Annotated in this window: 17 protein-coding genes; 11 read left to right on the top strand and 6 right to left on the bottom strand. The window is 48.7% G+C overall.

Going from position 1 to position 15,679, the window contains the following annotated elements; translation table 11 throughout:
* A partial coding sequence (locus LDL35_RS03260) for an FAD-dependent oxidoreductase (RefSeq protein ID WP_304019478.1) occupies positions 1-135 on the bottom strand: 135 nt, incomplete at its 3' end.
* Between the two features lie 120 nt (positions 136-255).
* Between LDL35_RS03260 and LDL35_RS03265 the strand changes: the two genes are divergently transcribed.
* Complete coding sequence (locus tag LDL35_RS03265) at positions 256-1,437, top strand: tubulin/FtsZ family protein (protein ID WP_011448592.1); 1,182 nt, start codon at positions 256-258, stop codon at positions 1,435-1,437.
* A 7-nt stretch (positions 1,438-1,444) separates the two neighbouring features.
* On the top strand, positions 1,445-2,638 hold the full coding sequence (locus LDL35_RS03270; RefSeq protein WP_304019453.1) for a hypothetical protein: 1,194 nt from the start codon (positions 1,445-1,447) through the stop codon (positions 2,636-2,638).
* A gap of 257 nt (positions 2,639-2,895) precedes the next feature.
* On the opposite strand, the gene LDL35_RS03275 is transcribed toward LDL35_RS03270, so the two are convergent.
* From LDL35_RS03275 to tuf, 3 genes are all read right to left on the bottom strand, one after another.
* A complete protein-coding gene (locus LDL35_RS03275) occupies positions 2,896-4,443 on the bottom strand; it encodes a flippase activity-associated protein Agl23 (RefSeq protein ID WP_304019455.1) in 1,548 nt (515 codons plus the stop codon).
* A 198-nt stretch (positions 4,444-4,641) separates the two neighbouring features.
* Positions 4,642-4,950, bottom strand: a complete 309-nt coding sequence (gene rpsJ, locus LDL35_RS03280) for a 30S ribosomal protein S10 (protein ID WP_011448589.1) — start codon at positions 4,948-4,950, stop codon at positions 4,642-4,644.
* Between the two features lie 17 nt (positions 4,951-4,967).
* Complete coding sequence (gene tuf, locus LDL35_RS03285; protein WP_304019458.1) at positions 4,968-6,245, bottom strand: translation elongation factor EF-1 subunit alpha; 1,278 nt, start codon at positions 6,243-6,245, stop codon at positions 4,968-4,970.
* A 197-nt stretch (positions 6,246-6,442) separates the two neighbouring features.
* Here tuf and LDL35_RS03290 point away from each other — a divergent pair, with 197 nt between their 5' ends.
* Positions 6,443-6,751, top strand: coding sequence for a hypothetical protein (locus LDL35_RS03290; protein WP_304019460.1), 309 nt, complete (start codon positions 6,443-6,445; stop codon positions 6,749-6,751).
* Between the two features lie 38 nt (positions 6,752-6,789).
* On the opposite strand, the gene cobS is transcribed toward LDL35_RS03290, so the two are convergent.
* Positions 6,790-7,521 carry an adenosylcobinamide-GDP ribazoletransferase gene (cobS, locus tag LDL35_RS03295; RefSeq protein ID WP_304019461.1) on the bottom strand — a complete coding sequence of 244 codons (732 nt, stop codon included), beginning with the start codon at positions 7,519-7,521 and terminating at the stop codon, positions 6,790-6,792.
* 81 nt (positions 7,522-7,602) lie between these two features.
* Here cobS and cobT point away from each other — a divergent pair, with 81 nt between their 5' ends.
* From cobT to nudC, 8 genes are all read left to right on the top strand, one after another.
* Positions 7,603-8,616 carry a nicotinate mononucleotide-dependent phosphoribosyltransferase CobT gene (gene cobT / locus LDL35_RS03300; protein ID WP_304019463.1) on the top strand — a complete coding sequence of 338 codons (1,014 nt, stop codon included), beginning with the start codon at positions 7,603-7,605 and terminating at the stop codon, positions 8,614-8,616.
* Positions 8,617-8,652: 36 nt separating this feature from the next.
* Positions 8,653-9,219 carry a GMP synthase subunit A gene (locus LDL35_RS03305; RefSeq protein ID WP_304019465.1) on the top strand — a complete coding sequence of 189 codons (567 nt, stop codon included), beginning with the start codon at positions 8,653-8,655 and terminating at the stop codon, positions 9,217-9,219.
* A complete protein-coding gene (locus LDL35_RS03310) occupies positions 9,216-9,755 on the top strand; it encodes a YkgJ family cysteine cluster protein (RefSeq protein WP_304019466.1) in 540 nt (179 codons plus the stop codon). The genes LDL35_RS03305 and LDL35_RS03310 overlap by 4 nt, the downstream gene beginning before the upstream one ends.
* Positions 9,748-10,956 (top strand): TraB/GumN family protein, encoded by a 1,209-nt coding sequence (locus LDL35_RS03315; RefSeq protein WP_304019468.1) that lies wholly within the window; start codon positions 9,748-9,750, stop codon positions 10,954-10,956. Before LDL35_RS03310 ends, LDL35_RS03315 begins: the two co-directional genes overlap by 8 nt.
* 24 nt (positions 10,957-10,980) lie before the next feature.
* On the top strand, positions 10,981-11,751 hold the full coding sequence (locus tag LDL35_RS03320; RefSeq protein WP_304019469.1) for a class I SAM-dependent methyltransferase: 771 nt from the start codon (positions 10,981-10,983) through the stop codon (positions 11,749-11,751).
* Positions 11,748-12,425, top strand: coding sequence for a diphthine--ammonia ligase (locus LDL35_RS03325; protein WP_304019471.1), 678 nt, complete (start codon positions 11,748-11,750; stop codon positions 12,423-12,425). Before LDL35_RS03320 ends, LDL35_RS03325 begins: the two co-directional genes overlap by 4 nt.
* 2 nt (positions 12,426-12,427) lie before the next feature.
* Complete coding sequence (locus LDL35_RS03330; RefSeq protein ID WP_304019472.1) at positions 12,428-12,994, top strand: hypothetical protein; 567 nt, start codon at positions 12,428-12,430, stop codon at positions 12,992-12,994.
* A 62-nt stretch (positions 12,995-13,056) separates the two neighbouring features.
* Entirely contained in the window at positions 13,057-13,872 is an 816-nt protein-coding gene (gene nudC, locus LDL35_RS03335; protein ID WP_304019474.1) for an NAD(+) diphosphatase, read from the top strand.
* On the opposite strand, the gene LDL35_RS03340 is transcribed toward nudC, so the two are convergent.
* On the bottom strand, positions 13,869-14,570 hold the full coding sequence (locus LDL35_RS03340; RefSeq protein ID WP_304019476.1) for a hypothetical protein: 702 nt from the start codon (positions 14,568-14,570) through the stop codon (positions 13,869-13,871). The genes nudC and LDL35_RS03340 overlap by 4 nt on opposite strands.
* Positions 14,571-15,679 lie beyond the last annotated feature (1,109 nt).

Raw genomic sequence — 15,679 nt, forward strand, 5'->3', positions numbered from 1 at the left:
TGCCTTCCGGTGGTATGATGAGAGCAGCCCCCCTATCTCTGCTGACTTTTCGTAAATTGTAATTTTATGGTCTTTAGAAAGCCTGTATCCAGAAACAAGACCGGATATGCCTCCTCCTATTATTGCGATCCGCATATTCTGTTATAATCCCTTAGATATTCCCATCCTGCTCATTGAAGAAGCTTTTTGAATGTATAAAGGAAAGATGTACCAAATAATCAGAATTCCCATATTTCATACAACTGGTGTACCTCCATGAAAGTGTTTTTTATAGGATTTGGTCAGGCTGGTGGCAAAATTGTTGACCGGTTCATTGAGTTTGACAATAGAACCAATGGCAGCAGTTTTCGTGCTATTGCAGTAAATACAGCCAGAACTGATCTGATGGGACTACAACACCTCAATTTTGAGGATCGTGTCCTGATCGGTCAGACGAGCGTCAAAGGTCATGGCGTGGGGACCGATAATGATACCGGTGCCCAGATTACTTTTGACGAGATTGATATCATCATGAATGCCATTGACCGCAAAGGTATTGGCGATACTGAAGCATTCATCATCGTATCAGGACTTGGTGGCGGGACAGGTTCAGGCGGATCGCCCGTGCTTGCACGGCATCTGAAAAAGATTTATAAAGAACCGGTCTATGTTCTGGGGATTCTCCCCGCTCCGGAAGAAGGGCGGTTATATTCCTATAATGCAGCACGAAGTCTTGCAACTCTGGTAAAAGAAGCAGATAATGTTATTCTTTTTGACAACAGCGCCTGGAAAAATGAAGGCGAAAGTATCAAGGGTGCATTTGACCGGTTGAATGATGAGATTGTCCGCAGGTTTGGGTTATTGTTCCGTGCAGGTGAGATAGGTCAGCTGGGTATCGGTGAGATGGTCGTCGATTCCAGCGAGATCATCAATACCCTCCGGGGTGGAGGTATCAGTTCTGTCGGATATGCCATCAGCGAAGTTATCAATTCTGCTCCGGTTGAAAAGGACCGGAGTTTCTTTGATCGGATCATCGGAAGAAAACAGATAGAAGAACGACGTCCCGAGGATAAGCTGCTTGGTGAGGATAAGACCTCACGGATTTTGTCTCTGGTCAGACGGGCGATGCTTGGGCGGCTTACGTTGCCCTGTGAATATACCACCACCAGTCGTGCTCTTGTTCTGGTTGCCGGACCGCCTGATGACCTTGACCGGAAAGGGATTGAAAAAGCCAAGAGCTGGGTTGAGGAGAACATCGCCGGTGTGGAGGTGCGAGGCGGAGATTATCCGGCCCAGAGCAGGTATGTTGCAGCTGTCGTTCTTTTAGCATCCATTGCAGATGCTCCACGGGTCACGAATCTGCTCGAGATTGCAAAGGAGACGAAAGCCACGTCAGAACGAATTGATGAAGAGAATGTTCTGAAACTGGATGAGAGTATTGAACCACTCTTTGAGTGAGGGAGTTATGAAGACTGGATCATTAATCATCTTTTTAAGTATCATTTTTTGTTTCATTGCTATTCCGGCAATGGCCAGTGTTGAAGTCGGTCATGTGAATGTGAAGCCTTCCGGAGATCTTGAATCCGGTAAGTCGAATGTTTCTGCAGATCTTCAGCTGAGTTTTGTCTCGACTGGGGGCACGACCTTTCCCAATGATGAGAGTATATCCTTGAAAACCGAACTTGAAAATCCGGTCTGGACATACTCCATCATCCTTGATGGTGTGGAAAATCCCAGACCGGCGGTCAGTAAGAAACAACTTGATCTCTCCGGATGGGAACTCTCCTATGAGAACGTCGATGAAAGTGTCAAAGTCAATCTGAAAGGAATGGCACCAAAGGTCGATAGTTCCAAAGAGATAGTTGTTGTTTCGGTGAACGTGGCAACCCCCGGAGGCCGGGTGAAGGAGACCGTAAAGAATGTCACGGCATTTGTTACGAATCCAGGTGAACTGAAGGGCGATATTTCAACAGTAAAAGAGGCCTACTCAAAACTTGAGAAGGATATTGCCCAGAACAAGGCCGATGGGATAGATGTTTCCAAGGCTGAAGCAAAGGCAAAGGAGGCATTAAACTCATTGAATTCAGCAGCCGGTGCAAGTTATTCAAATGCCCAGATCTATATCAAGAATGCAAATACCTACATCAAGGATGCCTATGCGATGCTTGACATGGGTCTGTCCCAGAAAGCTATCAAAGATGCAAAGGAAGCCATAGACAAGACCGATGAATGGATCAGCTACTTTAAGACCGAGAAAGAACTTGGGAGTGATCCACGCCTTGCCCCGATTATTACCAAGCGTGAGTTTGCTGCAGAAGACGTGAGTGATGCAAAAGAGCTCTATGATGCCGGTAAATATACTGAAGCCAGGAAAAAAGCTGAAGAAGCATATCAGAAGGCAGATGAAGTATTCACGGCAACCCAGGATTTGAATGCAGAACTTGAGGCCGCTCCCAAGGGATTCCAATTCCCTGACCTGTCTGGTATAATCCCCTATATTATTGGAATCATTATTGTTGCAATTGTTGGGTTTGTTCTTTTCCGAATCATGAAGAACCGTGGCGGCAAAGGTGGCGGAAAGGGCGGCGGTGGCAGTTTCGGCTCCCGTGACCGGCCAAAGAAGAAGTCAACTGCTCATCAGTATGATGAGCTCTTTTAATCATCTTTTTTTATCTTTTCATTTGAACTGATGTATCCGAACCGTAACTTTCATTGGACTGAGCACAAAGTGCAACCTGCCTGAATAGTTTGGGAATGAAAAATATCTTTTCACATCAGGTTGTGTGGCTGAAATATCGCTTATTTCACGCAAGTCCAATGAAATGATATGTGCCAGGTTGATATTTTCACTGAATAGCCATCATACATATGTGCTGGTAAGCGAACGCTGAACGACAAAAAAAGGTCAGAAGTAGATTAATTTAGTGCTGTATTATTTCCCTTGACAAACACGTCAAGGTTTACCGTTCCCATCTTTCCATCCCGAAGGAAGTACCACTCCAGAGCCCGATGCTGGTTATCATACAAGGAAAACCAGTAGCTGAGGTGATATACTCTCTTCTCATATCCGGGCAGGGAAGCATAACTGTCGGTATCATGGGTGATGATAATATCCGGTTCCTTCCCACTCCATACCATCGGATCGACTTTTTTGCCATAAAACAGGATCTTATCCCATCTGCCACCCCGGTAGTACCAGGGAAGCGGCCAGTAGGAGTCGGATGCGACAACCACGGTCTTTGCAGTATCTATCAATGCCATGACATCACGCATATCCTCTGAGTTCTGGACCTGTACGATGGGTTCGTTCATATCTACCGGAGTAAAGCAGACATGCATCGTCATTCCGAGCAGGAAGAGAAGGGTGATACATCCTGCGATTACTTTTTTCCCTTCTATCCGGTAGGATGCAAGAAATATGAGCGGGAATAACTGATGAATCAAAAGCCAGGGAACTTTCTCTCCCACCCACCCATAAAACACCAGAGTACAACTGGTCCATATGATGAACAGGATCATCAGGAGTGATGTTTTTTCACCGGGAATCCCTTGTTCTTCAGGATCGGTTCTTCTCACCTGACAAAGTCCTTTGTCTTTGAAACCCCAGTGCCAGATGCTGTATATAGCCAGGATAAGCAGGGGAATTTCATAGAGAAGGAGCATGATGAGGTACCAGTACGGCGGACCACACAGCCTGCACTGGTCATGCATAGATGTCCAGTGTTCAATGGCCTTAAACGGTGCCTCAAAGAACATCTCAGGATGGGTGAAGAATGAGGTATAGAAGACAAATCCGATACCGGCTGCGATGAGAACTGCACCGATGAGATCCCGTTTCCAGGTATCCGGAAGGGTTATGCGATGGTAATAGAGGAGAGCGATGAAAAAGACTCCAAATACCAGGATGGCAACCGGCATATCCTCTTTGAGACACATACCACATGCTGCAGCACTACCTGCCAGGAGTGCCCAACCCGGTTTTTTATATTCGATATACGCAAGGATTGCAAGGAGCAGCAGAACGGTGAAGAATAACTGGAAGATATCATGACGCAGGAATCGTGAAAAATACACCATATTCGGCGAGAAAGCAAAGAACAGAGCTGCCCAGACCGCATGATTTTTCGAGAGCCAGCCGGTTCTGTAAATACCGTATATCAGAATAATAATGGCCGAACCAAACACTGCCGGGAGCAGTCTTACAAGAAGATCAGAATCCCCGAAGATCTTGAACACCGCTGCAGTGATGTAATAGAGAAACGGCCCATGATACATGGGATCATACTGATACACTCCTTTGGTCAGGAGTTCATAACTAAACCAGGCATGGATAGCCTCATCATGATGGAGTAATTTAAGATTCGGCAGGATCACCCGGAGGAGAAATCCTGCAAGAAAAATGATCCCGAAGATCTGTGCACCAGAACATTGTGCATATCGTTCCCGTAATACCTGAATATTCATTGTTATTCTGCCTCGGAAGGTATACCGTACAGTTCCATAGAACAGGTATGTTTGTATGAAAAAAATGCGTCCAGTAGATATTTACATCTGTTCCCTGTTCGTCCAATAAATAGGAAAAGAAAGGTATCCTCCTGAAGAGGTACTGTGGACGATATTGGGATTATTGCGGCTTATTATGAAAAGCCACCCATATTTGTCTCAGCTTTCAAGGACAATCTCAATACCGATGTCCTTTGGTACCTGGGTACGCATGAGCTGACGAAGAGCACGCTCATCAGCATCAAGATCAATGAGACGCTTATGAACCCGCATCTGCCAGCGGTCCCAGGTAGCTGTCCCTTCCCCATCCGGACTTTTTCTGATGGGTACTACAAGCTTTCTGGTAGGAAGGGGAATAGGACCGGCCAGATTGACACCGGTCCGCTCAGCGATCTCTTTAATCTTTTCGCACACTTCTTCTACTTTCTGATAGTCGGTTCCGGTGAGTCGGATTCTGGCCTTCTGCATGATAACACCGAATTCTATCAGCGCATCTGCTTCTTGACTACGTCGATACACATTCCGGCAGCAATGGTCTGACCCATATCACGGATTGCAAACCGTCCAAGCTGCGGGAATTCCTTGGCGTTTTCAAGACAGAGCGGCTTGGTCGGGTGGCACTTGATGATTGCTGCATCTCCGGCCTTCAGGAAGGTCGGGTTCTCTTCAAGGGTCTGACCAGTACGTGGGTCAAGCTTCTTGACGAGTTCAGTGAATGTACAGGCGGTCTGTGCAGTGTGACAGTGGAATACCGGAGTATATCCGACGGTGATTGCACTTGGGTGCTGGAGCACGACGATCTGTGCGGTGAATTCCTCTGCGACTGCCGGCGGGTTGTCAGATGCCCCACAGACGTCACCACGGCGGACATCGTCCTTACCGATACCACGGACGTTGAACCCGATGTTGTCACCAGGTACTGCCTGTGGGATTTCTTCGTGGTGCATCTCAATGGACTTGACTTCTCCAGACTTGTTTGCAGGCATGAAGGTAACGTTCATACCTTTCTTGAGGATACCGGTTTCAACACGGCCGACCGGAACAGTTCCGATACCTGAGATGGAGTATGCATCCTGAATCGGGACACGGAGCGGCTTTTCGGTTGGCTTGTCCGGAACTTCGAGCTCATCGAGGAGTCCGAAGAGTGTCTTCCCCTTGTACCAGGGCATCTTGTCAGAGTTCTTGGTGATGTTGTCACCTTCGAATGCACTGATTGGGATGAACTTGACGGTGTCAGGGTTGGTTCCGACCATTTTCAGGAGGGCACCGACATCAGACTTGACCTGGTTGAAGCGTGCTTCGTCATAGTTGGATGCATCCATCTTGTTGACTGCAACGATAAGCTGCTTGATACCGAGGGTCTTGGACAGGAAGACGTGCTCCTTGGTCTGTTCCATGACACCATCAGGTGCTGCAACGACGATGACTGCCGCGTCTGCCTGTGAGGCACCGGTGATCATGTTTTTGACAAAGTCTCTGTGTCCTGGACAGTCCACGACAGTGAAGTAGTACTTGTCGGTGTCGAAACGCTTGTGTGCAATATCAATAGTGATACCACGCTCACGCTCTTCCTTCAGGTTGTCCATAACCCAGGCAAAAGCGAATGAACCCTTACCCTTTGATTCTGCTTCCTTCTTGTACTGTTCAATGATGTGTGCCGGAACGGCTCCGGCTTCGTACATCAGTCTGCCGACGGTAGTTGACTTACCATGGTCGATGTGACCAATAACAGCGAGGTTAATGTGGGGCTTTTCAGTTGCCATATATACAAATCCTCCAATACCTCCGCACGATATCAGAACTGCAAAGCACAGCCCGGTTATGCGAGTATTACATATTTGATAGAAGTCCTTTTAATATTTTTCACTATGGATCTCATAGAGAATGAACGCCTGAAATTCTGTTATGAGGTGGGAAACGAAGTGGTTAATAGGTTTTCAGGGGAATGATCAGATTACGAATGAAGTCTATTCCGATTATCAGGGAACCAGGTTCTGACCGGGCTTATGTCGAATGCGCCTCTGGAAAACTGCCAGTGCACACAAGGTGCTCATATTGCCTGAATTGTAAAGGGATTCAGGTTGGGGCGCGGGTTATGCCTTCTCCTTACGAGACCGCGTATTCCCAGATAAAAGGTGGTTCAGTTCCGCCTGAGATCCTGATGGAAGCTGCGATGCAGTTCAATAGCCTGGTACGGGACGGGTCTGCCGTGGCATGTGATGATGAAAAGGGACAAGGATATACTCCCCGATTCAAATCACGACTCTGATAGTCATACAGGAGATTTTTGGGGGTATCGGAGGGGTCTTAGAAAAGGGTGATGACAAGTAGTGTCAGAAGAGCGCAGCGGCTTATCTCTCCGGTGGCACCGGTCACATCTCCGTTGACTCCCCCAAATAACCGGTCGGCAAGATATCTCATACAAAAGGGGAGCAGGATCAGTCCAATCCCGGCAGCTCCCTTTGCCTCCCAGGAGAGGGGGAGCAGAAAAGCAGGAATCAGAAGCAGCGTTGCCGGGATGACAAACCAGATTTTTGCTCTCTCATGAAGGGTTGCATGAAGTCCCTCATGGAATGGTCTTCCGAATATTGTCAGCATCGCCATACTCCATTTCCCCCCCGTTTCTGCGAAGATGAGTGCTGATGCAGCAGTCAGAACATCCGGGAATGAACTGAGCGAGGCGATGGCCAGGAAAGTTACCATCATCCCAAGAGCCAGGGCTCCGGTTCCGGTCTGCCGATCTGTCAGTGCCCGAATCCTCTTCTCCTGGGATCCATGTGCCATGAGTCCGTCTCCAAAGTCCAAAAGCCCGTCCAGATGATTGGCACCTGATATCAGCAGCACCAATCCGATTGCCATTACTGCCAGAACAAGTGATGGAGCCGGGAGCAGGAGGATTATGAGCGCTCCTATTCCGCCCGTGATATATCCGGCCAGGGGGTAGAGCCAGGTATTACATGCGAATGCTTCGAAGGGGGCGGTTTTTCCAAGGGGAAGGACGGTGGTGAACTGGAGCAGTGCACGGATAGCCTCAAACATGACTACTCAGATCGTTTGGATCCCTTCTGATAAGGGCGTATGGGAGGGAGCGAGAGTTTGATGGTGGATTCAGAGTAACGGATGTGGATGGTTTTTCTCTCCCGTCCACATTCGATAACACCAAAAAGGCCCTTGTTCATTGGCATACTGGCAAATACGATGCTTTCAACCCTCCCCGGATTATCTGGGGCAGGTCCGAATCCGATGGGCTCTCTTCTTGTACCGGTTCTTGATGCCGAACTCATCTGGCAGGGGATCATAACAAGTACAGATGCGACTCCGAACACACCAACCGGATGTCCGACCCCTGCTTCAATAACCAGGGCTGTTCTTGACCGCATCGGGGTTTCCCCCCTGTTTGTAAATGCCGGCCTTGTTCACCGCCCTACCGTGCCGGTTTTGGATCTTCTTGGGCAGGCAGGCGGTGATCCCCGTGACGGTCCGGCAGTCCCTGATGCAGAACGGCTGTATAATGAGGGGGTTCGTATCGGGAAACTTCTGTCAGCCCATGATCTGCTTGTTGTTGGTGAATGTGTCCCTGGTGGGACCACGACCGCTCTGTGCGTTCTTCGAAGCCTTGGGTATGATGCAAAGGTGAGCAGCGCGTCAGTTACCAGTCCTGACTCGATGAAAGAGGAGATATATGCTGCGGTAACCCGGCGTGTTGGCAGATCAATGACTGATCCCATAGATATCGTCCGGGAAACGGGTGATCCGATGATGGCTGTTGCAGCAGGACTTGCGGATGGTTTTCCCGGAACTTTGATTCTTGCAGGCGGGACACAGATGCTGGCCGTAGCGGCTGTCATTAAGGCTCTTGGAAAACCTCTCCCTGAGGTTGTCACGACGGTATATGTCAGGGATGATCGTGCAGCAAGTTGCGATAAAACAGCACAGGATATCGGAGTTCCGATTACCTATGTTGATCCCGGTTTTGGTGAGATTGGACACTCCGGTCTTGTCCGGTATTGCATCGGAGAAGTAAAGGAAGGTATGGGATGTGGCGGAGCAATGATGCTTGCAGCCCTGCTCGGCTATAGTCCGGAGGAGATTGTCCGCTCGATCATCTCCTTTGTTTCAGGCTACAGTCCCTGAATGCATATCTACTGAAGGGTCTAATAGATAGGGCAGATGCTCCCTTTATATGTGGTCAATAATCATGGTCAGTTTAATCATCTAATCCTGAGAGCCCTTCGGGATCTTGATATTGATGCAAAACTGATACCAAATACCACCCCTGTCAGCGAGGTTTGTGAAGGTTGCCAGGGAATTATCCTTGGCGGAGGGCCTGATATCTCCCGCGCCGGATTGTCCCATGAATATGTTCGTCTCGGAAAACCGGTGCTTGGCATCTGTCTTGGTCTGCATGTGATAGCGCAGGAGTTTGGCGGGACGGTGCAGTCCGGACAAAAGGGTGGATATGGAGCTGTTGAAGTTACCATCACCGACCATGATGGAATTCTGCAGGGATACCCGGAGACGATGCAGGTATGGGCATCCCATGCAGATGAGGTCGTCACCCTTCCTGGTGATTTTGACCGGCTTGCAACATCTTCAATATGCGGTAATGAAGCCATCGCACATAAACAGCTGCCAATATTTGGTATCCAGTGGCATCCGGAGGTAAGTCATACCTTTGAAGGATACCGGGTCTTTGAGAATTTCTTTTCCATATGCACAGGTCAGAACGAAGGATGACCTCTTCACCTTCACTGGTTGCACAGATCCGTGGGTCGGGGTTTTCCTGCCGGCGGTGTGGTTCCTGTTGCCGGGAGACTGAACCAGGTTCAAATCTGGTCATGGTCGGGCAGGAAGAGATCACCCGGATCATGAAAGGAACCAGTCTTTCATTTGAAGAGATTGCAGAGCCATACCCTGACCGGATTCGTGAAAGGGATCGCGACTATACCTTTGGATGGGTACTTCGCCGGATTGGGGACCGGTGCAGGTTTCTTGACGGATCAACCTGTCAGATATATGAAACCCGACCCTGGATATGCCGCACTTATCCGTTTATGCTTGATGAGAACGGGCTTTCCGTTCATCCGTGTGAAGGGACAGATCAGGAATTTGAAACACCCGATGCGGTGGATATCGCCTTTGATCTCTGCAGACGATATGCATACGAACAGGAACAGGATGAGAAAATCCGAATGATAATACAGTCAGAAACTATTCCGGCAGGAAGGCCGGTTGTGATTGATGCAGAAGGAATACAGGACTATCATGGGTGAAATCCATATAATCGGGACGGCACATGTCTCGCAACACAGTGTCGATGAAGTACAGCAGGCGATTGATGAATGGCAGCCGGATGTCGTTGCCATTGAACTTGATCAGGGACGATATCTGGCCCTGAAACAGCAGCAGAAAAACCCGGAGATAGAAGACATTCTTCAGGCTAAAAACTTCACCCAGCTCCTGGTTCAGTGGATATTAGCCTACATCCAGCGCAGAATCGGTATGGATGTCGGGGTTGAGCCTGGGGCCGAGATGAAGGCTGCGATAAACGCTGCAGAAGAGAGACAGGTAAAACTTGCCCTCATCGATCGGGATATCCGGGTGACACTGCACCGGTTCTGGGCCTCAATGTCCTTATTTGAAAAATTCAAGATGTTTTATGCTCTTATCGGATCAATAGCCGTTGCAGATAAGACCGGGGATCTCATCGACATTGAGGAACTGAAGAAGGAGAATGTGGTAGAGGCTGCCATGGCGGAGTTTTACAAATATTCTCCCCGTGGTGCCATGGCCCTGATTGGTGAGCGGGATGCATACATGTCTCACCATCTTATCAGGCTGGGATCAACAAATGAGCGGGTTTTAGCCGTTGTCGGTGCAGGACACCGGAAGGGGATTGAGCAGTACCTGCAAAACCCGGAAACTCTTCCTCCCATCGACAGTCTTGTGTCACAGATGAAATCCCGCCCGTGGGGCCTTATATTTGGTATAGTTGTGACTGCCATATTTGGCCTCCTGCTTCTGGCGATAATCTTTTCAGGCGTCGGAACAGAGGTGCTTCTCCAGGCCCTTGTATACTGGGTCCTGATTCATGGTGTTCTGACCTTCGTATTCACTCTGCTTGCAGGGGGTCACCCGATATCCGGTCTGGTGGGGTTTGTGGTAAGCCCCTTGTCATCCCTTCATCCTCTTATCGCAGCTGGATGGTTTTCAGCGATTGCAGAAGCAAAGATCAGAAAACCACGGGGTTCTGATATCAAAAAGATCATGGAAGCCGAATCAATCATGGAGATGCGAAACATTCCGCTCTTTAAGGTAGTCCTTGTTGCAGCACTTGCAAATGTCGGGTCGAGCATCGGAACCTTCGCATATTTCATATTCATCTTCCCCATTCTGGGTATTGATCCAAATGTGATCCTTGGGGACGGTTTTGCGAATATGTGGGCGGCAATCACCAGTCTGTTCGGACAATAGGATCATCGGATTTCGGCGGAAATAATGGAAAATTTTTCAGACCTGATGGAGAACGAAGAGGCCTTCAGGTTTTTCTTAGAGGTATATGCGGATCTTCCCCGTCAGGGCCCGGGCGATGACCGGATCACCCGGCATACCTTCGGTCTTCTTACCGATCTTCCTGCCCGACCGGTGACCATTGATATGGGATGTGGAAGCGGGGCTCAGACGCTGGAACTTGCCAGGGCCGGATGTCAGATAACTGCAGTTGATCTGCACCAGATATTTCTGGACCGTCTCATCCAGAGGATGAAGAAGATCAATCCTGAACCCCTCATTACTCCCGTCTGTACCGGAATGGAATCATACTCGCCACCGGCTCTTGTTGACTTGATCTGGAGTGAAGGAGCGGTATATAACATAGGATTTGAAAACGGCCTCTCTCTTTGGAAAAATCATCTGAAAAAGGGGGGATTTCTGGTTGTCTCTGAGATGACCTGGTTGACTCACAATCCCCCGGCTCCTGTCAGGGAGTTCTGGGACCGGGAGTACCCGTCCATGCAGACGGTTTTGGATAATCAGAAATGCATCGAAAAGGTAGGGTACCGCTGGATAGGCTCTTTTCTTCTCCCTGAATCAGCATGGGATGCCTTTTACGCTCCGCAAAAAGAAAGGATTGCCCGTATTCGCATGGACGGGTCCCGTTCACCACTACAGGAAGCGGTTTTGGCAATAATAGAAGATGAAATACGGATATTTGAGGAATATCGGGGTATGTACGGGTACGTCTTTTACCTCATGCAGCGGGTGGCATGAGAATCGGTGCCCTGCTCTCCGGAGGGAAGGATTCCCTGTATGCTGCATGGCGAATGATTCAGACCGGACATGAGATCGCGTGTTTTATCACGATACAATCACGCAATCCCGAGAGTTACATGTTCCATACTCCCAATATCGGGCTTACCAGGCTTCAGGCAGAGGCTGCTGGCATTCCGCTCATTGTTCAGGAGACCGACGGCCTTGAAGAGAAGGAACTCGACGATCTCACAGCAGCGATTCAGCGGGGAGCCTGTGCGTATGGTCTTGAGGGCATAGTGACTGGGGCAATCCAGTCAGTATACCAGGCATCCCGGATCGAACGGATCTGCCACCTGGAGAGCCTCTGGTGCTTCTCCCCTCTCTGGCTGTGTGATCAGGAGCAGTATCTCTCCTCTCTCATTGCAGACGGATTTGAAGTGATTATTGCCGGGGTGTTTGCTGAACCCCTTGATGAAAGCTGGCTTGGAATACCTCTTGATCTCTCTTTTCTTGAGCGAATGAAGAAGATAACCAAAAAGTATCATGTCTCACTTGCCGGGGAGGGAGGGGAGTATGAGAGTTTTGTCTGCAATGCCCCGTTTTTTACAAAGAAGATCACCATCATGGATGCAAAAACCTGGTTTCTCCATGGGGCCGGAGGGTACGTGATAACGAGGGCAGAACTGGTCTGATCATGATACTCATTCTCGATAGTACAAACCCGGATCTCCCGGTTCTTATTGATGAATTTGTATCTCCGATCTCCCGCATTGTGCACCGGTTCGGTCATGAGACTCATAGTGCCAGGATTGAATCGGCAACGATCCACCCTTCCTGCACCGGGATTATCATATGTGGGACCGCTCTTGCTGATACCTGGTACAGGAAACACCACCTGATGCCACTCCTGAACGGATGGACCTGCCCAGTATTAGGTATCTGCGCCGGGATGCAGATGCTCCTCTCAGAGACCGGGGGAGAGATAGTGCCTTGTACCGAGATCGGAATGACTCCTATTTATCTTACAGAAATGGGGAGGAAAGATATTCTGATGAATGGAAAAGAGGAGTTTTCAGGATATGCCCTCCACCAGTATACTGCAACCCTTTCCTCAGTATGGATTCCTCTTGCTGTTTCTGATTCCACGGTTCAGGTGGTAAAACATAGCACACATCCCTGGTATGGAGTGCTCTTCCATCCGGAAGTCCGGAATGAATGGATTATTGAGCGGTTTGTCACCCTGTCAGTCTCTTCTCATTAAAGACCGGACTCATCCGGGAGGGGGATATCATATGAAATCAGGTTCAATCAGATACTGGTTTCATGTTTCACCAATCATATGTAATCCCCCTGATGGACCTTCACGGGGATTTTTTATCTTCACGCTCTTGTATTCTTATCAGGACTGACGGTCAGGTTCTGCAGGGGCCGCAAGGATTCATCTTTTCAGAAATCCCCTATGAATTAAAGGGAAAGATTCACAGCAGGATACCTCTTGGGAATTATAATGACCAAACCTGGGTAGCTCTTGGTATACGGGCAGACAGAGTTCCCGAAGGTTATACCGCCCATACCCTCCGCGAGATTGCAGGGCATACCTTGGGTAATCTGCCCGGTCTTTTTTGTCGTGGGGTACAGTTGATCCGCTTTGATCTCCTCACCCGGTTTTGCGGGTTTTGCGGCAGCAGGACATCCATGAAACATGATGAGATAGCAAAAGTCTGCTCTTCGTGTGGGAAGACGGTGTTTCCCCGCCTCTCACCTGCCGTCATCGTCCGTATTACCAATGGAGACAACATACTTCTCTCCCGGTCTCCTCATTTTCCTCCCGGGATGTATAGTGTTCAGGCAGGGTTTGTTGAACCTGGAGAATCGCTTGAAGCAGCAGTGCACCGGGAGGTCAGGGAAGAGGTCGGGATAGAGGTTACTGATATCAGGTATTTTGGTTCACAGCCCTGGCCTTTTCCTGATTCACTGATGATCGGGTTTACTGCCCGGTATGTCGGAGGTGAGATTGTGTCTGACGAGAAGGAGATAGAAGATGCCGGATGGTTTACACGATCAACGATGCCGCACCTTCCGGGGCATGACAGTATCGCATATGGATTAATTCACGACTGGCTGTCATCAGGAAATTAATCCTCTTCCCACCGGTGGGAGAGGTTCTCACTTGCCGAAATGACATAATGAGGGACTTCAGAGATGATGACCAGCAATATCCGGTGTGAACAGTACGGACAACTTCCGGTCCTGAGCGATTTCATCTCCATCATCTCTTCCGAACTGAGTGACCGGTAATCGACGATCTCTCCTGATGTATGAGGAAGATTCATAAGGACTGCCGGGCTGAACTGGTGATGACATCGCTGGCAGAATCCCCAAAGGCCGTACTGAATAATGATCCTGGTAATGCCCTGCTCATCAAGTTCATGAATGACCGGATGGTTCCAGTAAAAAAGCGGGAACTTACGTATTGCCACGGGAAGCCCTGCATAAACCTTTAACTTTGGAACCTCTGAACGGGTCTGATACCCGCCGGGTACGTGCAGGACGTCCTGGCAATGCATACACATCGTCTCTCCTCCCAGGATGGGGTCCAGTTCATAGAGGTCTACGGTATTTAATTCACTACAGATGGGACAGGGAAAAACGATGGAATTCTGAACGAATTTAACATCACTGGTCGTTTTATTCAGAGGAATCTTTACTTTTTTCACCGGGGGGCAGGTAGGGTCAGGTTTTGAGATTGTTCTTTCAGGTTTCTCTGTAATCTGCTTTTTTTCTGAGCAGGTAGTCTGCGCATCAGCATCAGATTTTTTTCTGTTCCAAAACCCCATAATCCCCATCGTCCTGATATCTCTTGTTGATACTGGTACGAGAGAAGGTAAGAACGTATCTTTTCGGATGCCAAAACGCGACTTTGTTATAGTTTCGTGAAAAAACGAAAGAAACATGGTTAATAATATCGGGCGGGGCCGGTGGGTGCCCTGATGGGATGCTGTCAGGGGGGATGTGAATGATGATTATGCCCGATGAAATGGTATACAGAATGCCGGGGGGTTTTCCGGTTCTACCTACTGCTGTCTGGTGGGGTTGATGTGTCTGGTAGGTGATCCATGTGTGCAGACCGGATGGCACCAGTGGTACCGATCCGTTGCAACAGTTGTAATGGCATACCGGTGAAATCACCGGTGGATCATATTTTCCGGAATCCAGCTCTGTATATCATGCGGATGGGCTATAGCGGATGTAACCGGCCCCTACCCGCGAGGCACCGCTCCGGGGGATCCGTCACGAGTACCTCTGATCCAAAGGGTCATCGGTTGTACAATTAAAGTTTACTTCTTGAATTCGTGAAATAAAAATCATTCAATAAATTTCAGGGAGAAATTGTTCCCTGTTCTGACCTCATAAGAAAATCAGATCACCCTGAACTCCCTGCATCGGTGAGTCATGATAAAACAGATGATATCGTCAGGTTAAATCGAATTTCAGAGTGACTTGGCCCATTAATAAAAATTGAATGAGTATTTCCGGTCTATTCCGAATCTCATATTTTCGCAGGTGGATCATGACAATGGCTGCTTTAACCTGAATAGGCAGAAGTGCGTGCCACATGAAGGCCATTATGTAGTCATATTCTGGTTTCAGGTCTGTTAGTTCGATTTTTGGTCTCACTCTTTCATTGAAAATATCCTTTAATGTCCCGAGATCTTCTCTTGTCAGGGGATGGATGGGTGTCACCCACATGGATCCTATGACACTCTCCTCCTCACGGGTTTTGGTGAAAACGAATATTTAGATACCATATTGGTATATGACATCAAGATCAGTGTATGGTACGATATTCCATCATGATTCTTGTTCTGTTTGCAGGGGTACTCCTGGCCGGATGTGTTCAGCAGGCTCCGGTCACTCCGATCAGTCAGGTTGTACCTGAAGTTGC

This window comes from Methanospirillum hungatei (genome assembly GCF_020216685.1).
GTDB classification, from domain to species: domain Archaea; phylum Halobacteriota; class Methanomicrobia; order Methanomicrobiales; family Methanospirillaceae; genus Methanospirillum; species Methanospirillum hungatei_B.

Excerpts from the sequence above, each read along its gene's own strand:
- LDL35_RS03265 (WP_011448592.1), top strand. The coding sequence starts at position 256 with ATGAAAGTGTTTTTTATAGGATTTGGTCAGGCTGGTGGCAAAATTGTT.
- LDL35_RS03270 (WP_304019453.1), top strand. The coding sequence starts at position 1,445 with ATGAAGACTGGATCATTAATCATCTTTTTAAGTATCATTTTTTGTTTC.
- LDL35_RS03275 (WP_304019455.1), bottom strand. The coding sequence starts at position 4,443 with ATGAATATTCAGGTATTACGGGAACGATATGCACAATGTTCTGGTGCA.
- rpsJ (WP_011448589.1), bottom strand. The coding sequence starts at position 4,950 with ATGCAGAAGGCCAGAATCCGACTCACCGGAACCGACTATCAGAAAGTA.
- tuf (WP_304019458.1), bottom strand. The coding sequence starts at position 6,245 with ATGGCAACTGAAAAGCCCCACATTAACCTCGCTGTTATTGGTCACATC.
- LDL35_RS03290 (WP_304019460.1), top strand. The coding sequence starts at position 6,443 with ATGAAGTCTATTCCGATTATCAGGGAACCAGGTTCTGACCGGGCTTAT.
- cobS (WP_304019461.1), bottom strand. The coding sequence starts at position 7,521 with ATGTTTGAGGCTATCCGTGCACTGCTCCAGTTCACCACCGTCCTTCCC.
- cobT (WP_304019463.1), top strand. The coding sequence starts at position 7,603 with ATGTGGATGGTTTTTCTCTCCCGTCCACATTCGATAACACCAAAAAGG.
- LDL35_RS03305 (WP_304019465.1), top strand. The coding sequence starts at position 8,653 with ATGCTCCCTTTATATGTGGTCAATAATCATGGTCAGTTTAATCATCTA.
- LDL35_RS03310 (WP_304019466.1), top strand. The coding sequence starts at position 9,216 with ATGACCTCTTCACCTTCACTGGTTGCACAGATCCGTGGGTCGGGGTTT.
- LDL35_RS03315 (WP_304019468.1), top strand. The coding sequence starts at position 9,748 with ATGGGTGAAATCCATATAATCGGGACGGCACATGTCTCGCAACACAGT.
- LDL35_RS03320 (WP_304019469.1), top strand. The coding sequence starts at position 10,981 with ATGGAAAATTTTTCAGACCTGATGGAGAACGAAGAGGCCTTCAGGTTT.
- LDL35_RS03325 (WP_304019471.1), top strand. The coding sequence starts at position 11,748 with ATGAGAATCGGTGCCCTGCTCTCCGGAGGGAAGGATTCCCTGTATGCT.
- LDL35_RS03330 (WP_304019472.1), top strand. The coding sequence starts at position 12,428 with ATGATACTCATTCTCGATAGTACAAACCCGGATCTCCCGGTTCTTATT.
- nudC (WP_304019474.1), top strand. The coding sequence starts at position 13,057 with ATGTTTCACCAATCATATGTAATCCCCCTGATGGACCTTCACGGGGAT.
- LDL35_RS03340 (WP_304019476.1), bottom strand. The coding sequence starts at position 14,570 with ATGGGGTTTTGGAACAGAAAAAAATCTGATGCTGATGCGCAGACTACC.